The organism is Tepidiphilus olei, from assembly GCF_006980705.1.
Classification (GTDB): Bacteria; Pseudomonadota; Gammaproteobacteria; order Burkholderiales; family Rhodocyclaceae; genus Tepidiphilus; species Tepidiphilus olei.
Genome location: NZ_SBHO01000001.1, coordinates 164,531 through 177,550, shown reverse-complemented (window position 1 = coordinate 177,550; position 13,020 = coordinate 164,531). Strand labels below are relative to the sequence as shown.

Annotated in this window: 10 protein-coding genes; 4 read left to right on the top strand and 6 right to left on the bottom strand. The window is 63.6% G+C overall.

From position 1 onward, the window contains the following. Positions 1 to 21: 21 nt before the first annotated feature. Positions 22 to 1,458, bottom strand: coding sequence for a beta-barrel assembly-enhancing protease (locus EPD80_RS00895; protein ID WP_185957663.1), 1,437 nt, complete (start codon positions 1,456 to 1,458; stop codon positions 22 to 24). Positions 1,459 to 1,769: 311 nt separating this feature from the next. Between EPD80_RS00895 and yajC the strand changes: the two genes are divergently transcribed. Genes yajC through secF form a run of 3 tightly spaced genes read left to right on the top strand, consistent with a single transcriptional unit; the run spans position 1,770 to position 4,898 of the window. Beyond that, positions 1,770 to 2,096 (top strand): preprotein translocase subunit YajC, encoded by a 327-nt coding sequence (gene yajC / locus EPD80_RS00890; RefSeq protein ID WP_142803514.1) that lies wholly within the window; start codon positions 1,770 to 1,772, stop codon positions 2,094 to 2,096. Positions 2,097 to 2,111: 15 nt separating this feature from the next. Further along, complete coding sequence (secD, locus tag EPD80_RS00885) at positions 2,112 to 3,950, top strand: protein translocase subunit SecD (RefSeq protein WP_142808674.1); 1,839 nt, start codon at positions 2,112 to 2,114, stop codon at positions 3,948 to 3,950. Between the two features lie 12 nt (positions 3,951 to 3,962). Next, the gene (secF, locus tag EPD80_RS00880; RefSeq protein ID WP_142808672.1) at positions 3,963 to 4,898 is read left to right on the top strand and encodes a protein translocase subunit SecF; all 936 of its coding nucleotides are present in this window, start codon (positions 3,963 to 3,965) and stop codon (positions 4,896 to 4,898) included. A 66-nt stretch (positions 4,899 to 4,964) separates the two neighbouring features. Here secF and EPD80_RS00875 read toward each other — a convergent pair whose 3' ends face one another. The 4 genes from EPD80_RS00875 to secA all read right to left on the bottom strand — a co-directional run bounded on the left by EPD80_RS00875 (position 4,965) and on the right by secA (position 11,368). Further along, positions 4,965 to 5,792: a ferredoxin--NADP reductase gene (locus EPD80_RS00875; RefSeq protein WP_142808670.1), complete on the bottom strand. Its 828-nt coding sequence runs from the start codon at positions 5,790 to 5,792 to the stop codon at positions 4,965 to 4,967. Between the two features lie 213 nt (positions 5,793 to 6,005). Further along, the gene (gene purB, locus EPD80_RS00870; RefSeq protein ID WP_142808668.1) at positions 6,006 to 7,376 is read right to left on the bottom strand and encodes an adenylosuccinate lyase; all 1,371 of its coding nucleotides are present in this window, start codon (positions 7,374 to 7,376) and stop codon (positions 6,006 to 6,008) included. 13 nt (positions 7,377 to 7,389) lie between these two features. Next, positions 7,390 to 8,634 carry a bifunctional glutamate N-acetyltransferase/amino-acid acetyltransferase ArgJ gene (gene argJ, locus EPD80_RS00865; protein ID WP_142808666.1) on the bottom strand — a complete coding sequence of 415 codons (1,245 nt, stop codon included), beginning with the start codon at positions 8,632 to 8,634 and terminating at the stop codon, positions 7,390 to 7,392. A 13-nt stretch (positions 8,635 to 8,647) separates the two neighbouring features. Then, entirely contained in the window at positions 8,648 to 11,368 is a 2,721-nt protein-coding gene (gene secA, locus EPD80_RS00860; protein ID WP_142808664.1) for a preprotein translocase subunit SecA, read from the bottom strand. Between the two features lie 73 nt (positions 11,369 to 11,441). On the opposite strand from secA, the gene EPD80_RS00855 reads away from it, so the two are divergent. Further along, the gene (locus EPD80_RS00855; RefSeq protein WP_142808662.1) at positions 11,442 to 11,963 is read left to right on the top strand and encodes a DciA family protein; all 522 of its coding nucleotides are present in this window, start codon (positions 11,442 to 11,444) and stop codon (positions 11,961 to 11,963) included. Between the two features lie 121 nt (positions 11,964 to 12,084). Here the strand turns inward: EPD80_RS00855 and lpxC are convergent, their stop codons facing one another. After that, on the bottom strand, positions 12,085 to 13,002 hold the full coding sequence (gene lpxC, locus EPD80_RS00850; protein WP_142803521.1) for a UDP-3-O-acyl-N-acetylglucosamine deacetylase: 918 nt from the start codon (positions 13,000 to 13,002) through the stop codon (positions 12,085 to 12,087). Positions 13,003 to 13,020 lie beyond the last annotated feature (18 nt).

Genomic DNA, 13,020 nt, shown 5'->3' with positions numbered 1-13,020 from the left:
CGCGGCGGTTTCCCCCAACACTCAGCGTGTCAGGCGTTTGCGCTGACGCACTTCGTCCTTGAGCATCCGGATCTTCGCGTCCAGTTCTGCCTCCCAAAAATAATCGCCTCGCCGGGCGCGACGCGCCTGCTCGAACTGATCGATGGCCGCCTCTAGCCGATCATCGAGCACGAAACTCTCCCCCTGGGCCCGATGCACCCAGGCTTCGTCCCCCTTGGCCGCAGCCACCTTGCCCAGCGCCTGCCAATAGCGACGCTCGCCCTTGTCGCGGTCGACGGCTTCGCGCGCGAGCTGCTCGGCCCGCTCCACCTGCCCCAGGCGTAGCGCCACGTCGATCGCATACAGGCGCGGCGCCGCCGCCTCGGGGGCTCGTTGCATCGCCCGCTCGAGCTTCGCCAGGGCATCCGGCAGACGCCCCTCGGCGGTGAGCACCTCCGCTTCCAGCAGATCACGCCAATGCTCGTCGGGCCACCCCTTGGCGTATTGATCGAAGGCCGCGCGGGCGCGTTTGACGTCGTTGGCGCGCAAAGCCGCACGCACCCTGGCCATCTGCCGGTCGATACCCGTCGCGCTGCCATCGAACGCTCGGGCCACGGCCTCGGAAGGGGTACCGTTCATCGCCATAAGCTTGGCCCGCGCCGCCGAAAAGCCGAGCGAATCGAGCCGTGGGCGCAGGGAATACTTGAAAGTCGGCGAGGAGATGCGGTTCTCCAAATCCGAGATCCGATCGGTCGTCAGCGGGTGCGTGCGCATGTATACCGGCGCGTTGTTCTCGTAGAGGCGGCTTTCGCGCAGCAACCGCCCAAAGAAGCGCGGCGCAGCGCTCGGGTCGAATCCCGCCTTGGCGAGAATGTCGAGACCCGTTCGGTCGGCATCGTGTTCGAATGCTCGAGAAAAACTCAACTGTTGCTGCACGGCGAATGCCTGACCGCCGACCGCGGCGGCTTCGGCCACTTGCGAGCCACCGGTCCTCGCCGCGAGGATCGCCACCAACATCGACCCCAACATCACCATGTTGCTCGTCTTCTGCTGGTCGATGAGCTGCGCGATGTGCCGATGGATCACGTGCCCCATCTCGTGCGCGAGCACCGCCGCGAGCTCCGATTCACTTTCGGCAGTGAGAATCAAGCCGCTGTGCACCCCGATATAGCCGCCCGGCATCGCGAAAGCATTGATCGTGTTGTCGCGCAGCACGAAAAACCTGTAGCGGCGAAAGGGCTGGTCGGAAGCCTCGGTCAGCCGACGCCCAATCGCGGCCAGATAATCCTCGAGCTCCGGATCGTCGAGATAATTGGGCTCCCGCTCGCGTATCTGCACCATCACCATCCGGCCGATGGCCTCCTCTTCCTGCGTACTGAATGCATCGGTGGCCACCGCACCGAGATCGGGCAGCCGATAAGCCCAACCCTGGCCGACGAAGGCGAGGAGGGAAAGGAAGAGGAAAAGTCGATGCCACATGCTGCCTATGATAGCCAAAAAACCAGAGGGTTTCGCTCGATCGTCGCTACGACAGGGAACGACGTCACGAGAATCCAGCGCCCAGGATTCCAGGGCAAGGCGTACGGCGCTACGAAACGCAACGAATGGACCCATCCGGTCGGCAAGCGTGCCCACCTCCTCGAGAGGGCGCAGCCATGCAACAGCGCCCTGGGGCATCCTGGGAGCCCAAAGCACCACGCCATCACATGCCACTCAAAAGGCATATAGGGTGATTATCCCACCCATAGTGGTAGAATTTTTCTTTTCTACTCACTCCCGAGGAGTTTTCCATGTTCATCAGCAATGCCTTCGCCCAAGGCGCCCCGGCTTCCGATCCGACGGGTGGCTTGATGCAGCTATTACCCATCATCCTGATGTTCGTCGTGCTCTGGTTCCTGATGGTGCGGCCGCAGATGAAGCGCGCCAAGGAGCACAAAGCCATGATCCAGTCCCTCTCGAAGGGCGACGAGGTGGTCACCCAGGGAGGCATTGCCGGTCGCATCACGGAAATAGACAACGACTTCGTTCGTGTCGAGATCGCCAAAGGGGTGGAAGTGACGGTGCAAAAACCGACCATCGCCGCCGTTTTACCCAAGGGTACACTGAAGAACTTCTGAAGCGCGCCCCCGCCCATGAACCGCTACCCTCTGTGGAAGAACCTGCTGATCGCCTTCGTGCTGCTGCTGGGGGCGATCTACGCCGCACCCAACCTCTTCGGCGAGATCCCTGCCGTGCAAATCACCCCGGCACGTGCCGGTGCGCCGTTCGACCCCTACGCGCTCGCCGCCCGGTTGGAGCCGAAACTGAGTGAAGCAGGGCTCGCCCACCAAGGATTCCTCTACGATCCTGGCGCGCTGCGGATTCGTTTCGCCGACACCGAGACCCAGATCCAGGCCAAAGACCTGATCGAATCCGAGCTCAACCCCGATCCGGCAAAGCCCGAGGTGATCGTCGCGCTCAACCTCCTTCCCGGTACCCCCGAGTGGCTTGCACGCCTGGGCGCCAAGCCGATGTATCTCGGCCTCGACCTGAGAGGGGGCGTGCACTTCCTGCTCGAAGTCGACATGGAAGGCGCCGTGACCAAGCGGCTCGACGCCATCGCCGCCGATCTGCGCTCGCTCATGCGCTCAGAGCGGGTGCGGCACCAGGGCATCTCCCGCAGTGGCAAGCTGATCGAGGCGCGTTTCGCCGATGAGCCCTCCGCCGAGGCGGCGCGGCGCATCATCACCAGGAACATGCCGGATCTCGTCGTGGACATTCTGCCTCAGGGCGAGGCGGTACGCTTGGTGGCCCGGCTGACTCCCGCGGCCGAACAAACCATCCGCGAGTACGCGCTCAAGCAAAACATCACGACGCTGCACAACCGCATCAACGAGCTGGGCGTCGCCGAGCCGGTGATCCAGCAACAAGGGGCGGAGCGCATCGTCGTGCAACTACCCGGCGTGCAGGACGTGGCCAAGGCCAAGGACATCCTCGGCCGCACGGCCACCTTGGAAGTGCGGCTGGTCGATGACACCCCGGGGGCACTCGAAGAGGCGCTCGCTGGCCGCATCCCCCCAGGCACCGAGCTCCTCTACGAACGTAACGGTCGCCCCATCCTGGTCAAGAAAGACGTCGTCCTCACGGGCGAGCGGCTCACCGACGCCCAGCCTGGCTTCGACGGACAGACGGGCGAGCCGGCCGTGCATTTGACTCTGGATTCGGCTGGATCGCGCATCTTCCGCGACGTCACGCGCGAGAACGTCGGCAAGCGCATGGCGATCCTGCTCATCGAACGGGGACAGGCCGAAGTCGTCACCGCCCCGGTGATCCGCACCGAGATCAGCGGTGGCAGAGTACAGATCTCGGGAGCGATGACGGTGGAAGAAGCGCGTGACATCGCGCTGCTGCTACGCGCCGGCAGTCTGGCCGCGCCGATGCGCATCGTCGAGGAGCGTACCGTCGGCCCCAGCCTCGGCAAAGAGAACATCGAACGCGGCGTCACGGCCACGCTCTGGGGGTTCGTCGTCATCGCCGTTTTCATCATCAGCTACTACCAGCTCATCGGTTTTTATTCGGTCGTGGCACTGGCGGCCAACCTGATGCTCCTCGTGGCGCTCCTGTCGCTGCTGCAGGCCACCCTCACTCTGCCCGGCATCGCAGCGATGGCGCTCACCCTGGGCATGGCGATCGACGCGAACGTGCTCATCAACGAGCGCATTCGTGAGGAGTTGCGCGCCGGCGTATCCCCTCAGATGGCCATCGCAACGGGCTACGAACGCGCATTTGCCACCATCCTCGACTCGAACGTGACCACGCTCATCGCCGGATTGGCCCTCCTGGTCTTCGGTTCCGGTCCCGTGCGCGGTTTCGCCGTGGTGCATTGTCTCGGCATCCTCTCGTCGATGTTCTCGGCCATCCTCGTGTCGCGCATGCTGGTCAACTTCACCTACGGCGGCAAGAAACGCATCGCCCATCTCTCGATCGGCTAAACGGAGAGCGCAATGGAATGGTTCCGTCCGCGGCAAGACATCCCCTTCATGCGGCATGCCCTGTGGTTCAACGCCGTGTCCATCGTCACTTTCATGGCCGCCGTGCTCTTCCTCGTGCTACGCGGACTCAATCTCTCGATCGAATTCACGGGCGGCACGCTCGTCGAGGTTCGCGCAAGCCAGACCGTCTCGCCGGAAGTCGTACGAACCACCCTCGCCCAAGCAGGACTGCGCGAGGCTCAGGTGCAGAATTTCGGCTCCGCGCGCGATCTTCTCATCCGTCTCCCTCATTTGGGAGACGGTGAAAGCGCCCAGGCGAGCGAACGGGTACAGGCGCTCCTCGCCCAAGTGCCGGAAGTGGATTTCGAGGTGCGCCGCGTCGAATTCGTCGGGCCACAGGTGGGCAAGGAGCTCGCGACCAACGGTCTGATGGCGCTCGCTTTCGTCATACTGGGCATCGTCGCCTATCTGGCGATGCGTTTCGAATGGCGTTTCGCAGTATCGGCGATCGTCGCCAATCTCCACGACGTGGTCATCATCCTCGGCGTCTTCGCGGCCTTTCAGTTGGAATTCTCGCTTTCCGTACTCGCAGCGGTGCTCGCCGTGCTTGGCTACTCGGTCAACGAGACGGTCATCATCTTCGACCGGGTCCGTGAAGTCTTCAGGAAACGCCGGGCCAAGATGGACACGCCCGCCGTGCTCGATCACGCAATCACCGCGACCATGTCGCGCACGATCATCACCCATGCCAGCACGCTGGCGATGGTGGTGACGATCCTGCTCTTCGGCGGCGAGACCTTGCGCAACTTCGCGCTCGCCCTCACCATCGGCATCGTCTTCGGCATCTATTCGTCGATTTTCGTCTCGTCGGCGCTGGTGATGTGGTTCGGCGTCAGGCGCGAAGACTTGGTGAAGCCGCCAAAGCAAAAGGAAGAAGCGGTGGTCTGACGCGCCTTTGTCAGCAAAAAGCCCCCGATCGGGGGCTTTTTCTTGCTCGATGCCGCCGTTCAGGGGTCACTGATCGACGAACGCCCGTTCGACCGCGTAATGCCCCGGCACGCCCATGCTGGGTGAGACCTGAAACCCCAGATCGTCGAGGATCTTGCTCGTGTCGGCGAGCATGCGCATGCTGCCGCACAAGAGCGCCCGGTCGGTCTCGGGATTGAGCTGGGGCATGCCGAGATCGGCGGCGAGCTTGCCGCTGGTGATGAGGTCGGTGATCCGGCCCTGGTGGATGAAGGGCTCGCGCGTCACGGTGGGGTAGTAGATGAGCTTTTCGCGCACCATCTCGCCCAGAAACTCGTGCTGCGGCAGCTCCTTGGTGATGTAGTCGTAGTAGCCGAGCTCGCGCACCCAGCGCGTGCAGTGCACGAGGATCACCTTCTCGTAGCGCTCATAGACGTCCGGATCCTTGATGATGGACATGAAGGGCGCGAGCCCCGTGCCGGTGGCGAGCAGAAAGAGGCGCTTGGCACCGGGCAGGAGGTTGTCCTGCACGAGCGTGCCGGTGGGTTTGGTGGAGACGAGCACCTCGTCACCCACCTCGAGGTGCTGCAGGCGGGAAGTGAGCGGGCCGTTGGGCACTTTGATCGAATAGAACTCGAGATGCTCTTCCCAGTTGGCGCTGGCGATCGAATAGGCGCGCAGCAGCGGCTTGCCATCGACCATCAGGCCGATCATCACGAACTGGCCATTGATGAAGCGAAAACCCGGATCGCGGGTGCAGCGGAAGCTGAACAGGGTGTCGGTCCAGTGATGCACCCAGATCACTTTCTCGACGCGGAGGTTCTTGGGCAAGGCGGGGGAAGAAGTCTGCTCGGCAACGGCACCAGTCTCTGCCATGACGGTCATGTCCTCGCGGTAGATGCAAAAAATATAATCATAGCACTGGTCTATTCACGATGCCAGACCCGGGCGCCTCGAACGACCCACTGCATGAAGGCAGGTGGTTTTCATCCGATACTCGTATGCTCGCCTACTGCCTACGAGAGAATGTGCATCCTACGCGTCGAACGCTCTACCCGGCGGCCGCGCGCCATGTTGGTTCACGCAGCCTCAAATGCGCCGGGCGAGCTCCTCGGCCTTGCCGGTGTATTGCTGCGGCACGAGCGCGAGCAGCCGCTCCTTGGCGGCTTGCGGGAGCGGCAAGCCGGCGATGAATCCACGCAGCGTTTCGGCTGTGATCGCCTTGCCGCGGGTCATTTCCTTGAGTTTCTCGTAGGGATTGGGAATGCCATGGCGCCGCATCACGGTCTGCACCGCCTCGGCGAGCACTTCCCAAGCCTCGGCCAGATCGCGCTCGAGCGCGTGCGGATCGGCCTCGAGCTTGTCCAACCCTCGGCGCAGCGAATCCAACGCGAGCAGTGTGTGGCCAAATGCGACACCCATGTTGCGCAGCACCGTGGAATCGGTGAGGTCGCGCTGCATGCGCGATACCGGAAGTTTGTCGGAAAAATGGCGCAGCAAGGCGTTGGCGATACCGAGATTCCCCTCCGCGTTCTCGAAGTCGATGGGGTTGACCTTGTGCGGCATGGTCGAAGAACCGACTTCGCCCTCTTTGAGTTTCTGGCGGAAGTAACCGTAGGAGATATAGAGCCACAGATCGCGGCAGGCGTCGATGAGGATGGTGTTCGTCCGCGCCATGGCATCGAAGAGTTCGGCCATCGCATCGTGCGGCTCGATCTGGATGGTATAGGGGTTGAATTCGAGCCCGAGCGATTCGATGAAGCGGCGATTGAATTCTTCCCAGTCGATCTCGGGATAGGCGATACTGTGCGCGTTGTAGTTGCCCACGGCGCCGTTGAACTTGGCCGTGAGGCGCACGGCGGCAATCGCGGCGCGGGCTCGCTGCAAGCGCGCAGCGATGTTGGCCATCTCCTTGCCCAGGGTCGTGGGGCTCGCCGGTTGGCCGTGGGTGCGTGAGAGCATGGGCAGGGCCGCGTGGGCATGCGCGAGTGCGCGGAATCGCTCGATCACGGCGTCGAGCGCCGGCAACAGCACCCGGTCCCGCCCAGCGGTGAGCATGAGCGCATGGGCGGTATTGTTGATGTCTTCGGACGTACAGGCGAAATGCACGAATTCGCGAACGTGCTCGGCCTCGGGCAGCCCCTCGAGCCGTTCCTTGATCCAGTATTCGACGGCTTTGACGTCGTGGTTGGTGCGCGCCTCGATCGCCTTGATCGCCGCGGCATCAGACGGTTTGAACTCCTCGACGAGCAATTCGAGCTCGCGTTGGGTGCTGGGGGAAAGTTCAGGGACTTCGCTGATGCGAGGATCGGCGGCGAGCGCCTCGAGCCATTCGATCTCGACGCGTACACGCTCGCGCATGAGGCCATATTCGGAGAAAATCGGGCGCAGGGCGTCGAGCTTGGCGGCGTAGCGCCCATCGAGGGGGCTCAGGGCCAGGAGCGAGGCAGGATCGGTCATCTCGGTATTTCCCTCAGCTGCGGTATTCGGCGTTGATGCGGACGTAGTCGAAAGAGAGATCACAGGTCCAGACGGTGGCGGCGACTTCGCCCCGACCGAGATCGACGCGCACGGTGATTTCGGCATGTTTCATGACGCGGGCGCCATCGTCCTCGCGATAGGAATCCGCCCGTCCGCCCCCTTCGGCCACGAGAATGGAATCGTCCCCGCCTTCGAGCCAGACACGGATCGCCCCAGGGTCGAGATCATCGATGCCGGCGTAGCCGATGGCAGCGAGGATGCGACCCAGATTGGGATCGGAGGCGAAAAACGCGGTCTTTACCAGGGGCGAATGGGCGATGGCGTAAGCCACTTTACGGCATTCTTCACGCGAAGTTCCGCCCTCCACCCGCACGGTGATGAATTTGGTGGCCCCTTCGCCGTCGCGCACGATGGCCTGGGCGAGCCTGCGCGAGACGTCGATCACGGCGGAGCGCACCTTGCGGTAGTCTTCATCGTCGCTCGCGGCGAGCTCGCGCGACATCGCCGCACCCGTGGCGATCAGCACGAAGGAATCGTTGGTGGACGTGTCGCCATCGACGGTGATGGCGTTGAAGGATTCGTCGGCCGCCTCGCGCACCAGGGCGTCGAGCAAGGGTTTGGCGATCTTGGCATCGGTGGCGACGAATCCGAGCATGGTAGCCATGTTGGGGCGAATCATGCCGGCGCCCTTGCTGATGCCGGTGATGGTGACGACGGTGCCGTCGGACAGGCGCACCTGGCGCGAGCAGGCCTTGGGCACCGTGTCGGTGGTCATGATGGCGTAGGCGGCATCCAGCCAGGCGTCGGGGCGCAGGTTGGTGACGAGCGCCGGCAGCGCGGCCTCGATCTTTTCCACCGGCAGCGGCTCGAGGATGACGCCGGTGGAAAACGGCAGCACTTCCTGCGGCTCCACCCCCAGCACCTGGGAGACCGCCTTGCAGGTGCAACGCGCCGCCTCCAGCCCCTCGGCGCCGGTACCGGCGTTGGCCACGCCCGTGTTGATGACGAGCGCGCGGGGCGCGGCCTCGCCCGCCAGGTGTTCGCGGCAGACCTGCACCGGCGCGGCGCAGAAGCGGTTCTGCGTGAAGACGCCGGCCACGCGGCTGCCGGGGGCGAGCGAGATCACGGTGAGGTCGCGCCGGCCAGTCTTGCGGATGCCTGCCTCGGCCACGCCGAGTCGCACCCCGGCGACGGGGCGAAGGTCCTTGGGATCGGGAGCAGAGAGATTGACGGCCATTGCGAGACTCCGTTCAGTTCAGTTTGCCGTGACAATGTTTGTATTTCTTGCCGGAACCGCAGGGGCAGGGATCGTTGCGGCCGACCTTGGGCAGCACATTGGTCTGCGGGCGCGCCTTGACGGCCGTCTCCCCTTCTTCCGCAGCGGATTCGCCGTGGAGGTAGTGCACGTCTTGGACCTCGGGAGGGCGTTCGACGACCTCTTCGACCGCGGCCTCGGTACGCACCTGCACCGACAGGAGGATACGGCTGACGTCGCGCCGGATGGCGTCGAGCATGGCCTCGAAGAGCTCGAAGGCCTCGCGCTTGTATTCCTGCTTCGGATTCTTCTGCGCGTACCCCCGCAGATGGATGCCCTGGCGCAGGTGATCGAGCGCCGAGAGGTGTTCGCGCCAGTGCGTGTCGATGCTCTGCAGCAGGATGCTGCGCTCGAACTGTTTCCAGGCTTGCGGATCGACGAGGATCGCCTTGGCCCGGTAAGACTCCTCGGCCGCGGCGAGGATGCGCTCGAGCAATTGCTCGTCGCTGAGCTCCGGTTCGGCTTCGAGCCACTGGCGCAGCGGCAACTGCAGGTTGAATTCGCCGGCGAGCGTCTGCTCCAACCCGGCGAGATCCCATTGTTCTTCGACGCTGTCGGCCGGCACGTAGGTGCGGAAGGTATCGACGAGCACGCCGGCGCGCATGTCGGCGACGAGTTCGCTCACGTCCTCGGCGTCGACCACTTCGTTTCGCTGGGCATAGATGACCTTGCGCTGCTCGTTGGCGACGTCGTCGTATTCGAGCAGCTGCTTGCGGATGTCGAAGTTGTGCTGCTCGACGCGCCGCTGGGCCGATTCGAGCGAGCGCGTCACCATGGGATGCTCGATCGCCTCGCCCTCGGGCATCTTCAGGCGCACCATGATGGCGTTGAGCCGATCACCGGCGAAGATGCGCAGCAGCGGATCTTCCAGTGAAAGATAGAAGCGCGAAGAACCGGGGTCGCCCTGGCGGCCGGCACGGCCGCGCAGCTGATTGTCGATGCGGCGCGATTCGTGCCGTTCGGTGCCGATGATGCGCAAGCCTCCGGCGGCGATCACCGCGTCGTGCGCTTTCTGCCATTCGGCACGCAGCGCCTCGATGCGCTTTTCCTTTTCCTCGTCGGAGAGCGAGGGATCGTTTTCGATCGCCTCGATCTGCGGCGCGATGTTGCCGCCGAGCACGATGTCGGTGCCGCGACCGGCCATGTTGGTGGCGATCGTCACCATGCCGGGGCGCCCCGCCTGGGCGATGATGTGCGCCTCGCGCTCGTGTTGCTTGGCGTTCAGGATCTGGTGCGGGATCTTCTCTTTGGTGAGAAGCTTGGAGAGGAACTCGTTGACCTCGATGGAAGTGGTACCGACCAGCACGGGCTGACCGCGCTCACGGCACTCCTTGATGTCCTCGATCACCGCCTGCCACTTCTCCTTGGCGGTACGATAGACACGGTCGTTCTCGTCACGGCGCACGAGCGGCCGGTTGGTGGGAATGATGACGGTCTCGAGGCCATAGATCTGCTGAAATTCGTACGCCTCCGTGTCGGCCGTCCCGGTCATTCCGGCCAGCTTCTCGTACATGCGGAAGTAGTTCTGGAAGGTGATCGAGGCGAGTGTCTGGTTCTCGGCCTGGATGCGCACGCCTTCCTTGGCCTCGATCGCCTGGTGCAGCCCCTCCGACCAGCGCCGACCGGGCATGAGCCGGCCGGTGAATTCGTCGACGATGATGATTTCGTCGTCCTGAACCACGTAGTGCTGGTCGCGATGGAAGAGCGCGTGCGCCCGCAGTGCCGCGTAGAGGTGATGCAGCAAGGTGATGTGGCGCGGATCGTAGAGGTTGCCGCCCTCGGGCAGTAACCCCATACGCATGAGGATACCCTCGACCTTTTCGTGCCCCTGCTCGGTGAGCAGCACCTGGCGCGCCTTGAGGTCGATGGTGTAATCCCCGGGTTCGAGCACTTCCTCGCCCTGCATCTTCTGCTCGGTGAGCAGTGGCACCACCTCGTTCATCTTGAGGTAGAGCTCGGTGTTGTCCTCGGCCTGCCCCGAGATGATGAGCGGGGTGCGCGCCTCGTCGATGAGAATGGAGTCGACCTCGTCGACGATGGCGTAATGCAGTCCCCGCTGCACGCGATCGACCGGGGCATAGACCATGTTGTCGCGCAGGTAGTCGAAGCCGAATTCGTTGTTCGTGCCGTAGGTGATGTCGGCCGCGTAAGCCTCGTGTTTTTCTCCATGCGACAGGCCGGGAACGTTGCAGCCCACCGTCAGCCCCAGGAAACGGTAGATTCGCCCCATCCAGTCGGAGTCGCGCCGCGCGAGGTAGTCGTTGACCGTGACGACGTGCACCCCTTTGCCCGTGATCGCATTGAGATAGGCCGGCAGCGTCGCCACCAGGGTCTTGCCCTCGCCGGTGCGCATCTCGGCAATCTTGCCTTCGTGCAGCACGATGCCGCCGATGAGCTGGACGTCGAAGTGGCGCATGCCATGCACACGCTTGCCCGCCTCGCGCACCACGGCGTAGGCCTCGGGCAGCAGGGCATCGAGCGATTCGCCGTTGGCGTGGCGCTGTCTGAATTCCGCCGTCTTCGCGCGCAGAGCCTCGTCCGAGAGCGCGGCCACGCTCGGCTCGAGTTCGTTGATGCGGGCGACGATGGCGCGATAGCGCCGCAGCAGGCGGTCGTTTCGGCTGCCGAAGAGTTTTTTGAGGACGCGGGTGATCATTACGGACGGTCGACTTGTCGAATGCGAATGGTGAAGTTTATCATGCCCCGTCGGACGAGGCACGAGAAAGGACATGACACGAAAACTGGACGAACTCTTCCATCTCAGCAAGGAGCTAGATCCGCTGCGTCAGCAGGTCATGACGTTGAGAACGCTCCAAAAACAAATCGACCAGTTGTTGGATGAGGAGTTCCGTGAGCGCGTATTCGTCGCCAATCTGCGCGAGGGCACGCTTTATTTGCACACGGCCTCGGCGCTCGCGGCAGCGAAACTGCGGCATCGCCTGCCAAGCCTCTTGGCGGAGCTGCGCACCGGGGTCTGCATCTCGGAGATCAAACTGAAGGTCCGCCCCACCATCGTACCGACATCGGGTTTGGCGGCGCCGCGCCCTCCACGGGTACGCACCCTCGGGCCTCGGGCGCGTTCGGCCATCACCGAGCTATGCGCTCGTCTGCCCGCGGATGCCCCCTTGCGCATGGCCTTGACCCGACTCCTTGCCCGGGCGCCGACGGATTCAAGGCAAGGGCAGAAGAACGATGCGCTCGAATGCGAAGAGGCCCAGATAGATCAGGGCAACGCCCAGCGCCAGCCTTAGAATGCGCTTCGCGTAAGCGAGCCATCGACGATCGCCGCTCCACAACCATGCAGCGATGCAGACCCCAGCAGCCAGAAGCACGAAAACGAGGATCAGGCGAAATCCCAGCACGGTTGCGCGCTTATGTCGTCACGGAACCGAGGGAGAGCGCGGACATCGAAGTGACCGCCTCGTCGCGTTCGCACACGGTGAGCTCCCAGGCGCTGCGATCAGCCATCAGGGCGCGCAAGAGCCGATTGTTGAGCGCATGACCCGATTTGTGGGCCACGTAGCGGGCGAGCAAGGGGCGCCCCGCGAGATAGAGATCGCCAATGGCGTCCAGAATCTTGTGCCGCACGAATTCGTCGGGAAAACGCAACCCCTCGGGATTGAGGATCCGATATTCGTCGAGCACGATGGCGTTGTCGAGGCTTCCGCCTTGCGCCAGACCCATTCCTCGTAACAGCTCGACTTCATGCACAAAACCGAAGGTACGTGCCCGAGCCACGAAGCGCGGATAAGCGTGCTCGGAAAAATCGACCACGGCACGGGTTTGCGAAGCGCTGATCGCCGGATGGGCGAAAGCGATGGAGAATTCGAGACGGAATCCAGCATAGGGTTCGAGCCGAACCCATTTGTCGTCCTCGCGCACTTCGACGGGACGCAGCACGCGCAGAAAACGCCGCGGCGCCGCTTGGGCTTCGATCCCTGCTTCGCGGATCATCATCACGAAAGGCGCGGCGCTGCCATCCATGATGGGAATCTCGGGCCCGTCGACGTCGATGTGGACGTTGTCGATCCCCAGACCCGCGAGCGCCGACATGAGGTGCTCGACGGTGGCGATCTTCACGCCGTCGCGCTCGAGCCCCGTGCACAGACGCGTCTCGCGGACTGCTTCGGGCGAAGCGGGGATGGTGACGGGGGGATCGAGATCGACCCGATGAAAAACGATGCCGGTATCGGGAGCGGCCGGACGCAGCCACAACTGCACTTTCTCACCGGAGTGCAACCCGACTCCGGTGACGTAGGCGATGGACTTGAGTGTGTGCTGCGGAATCATCGGCCGTTCCTCAGTCGG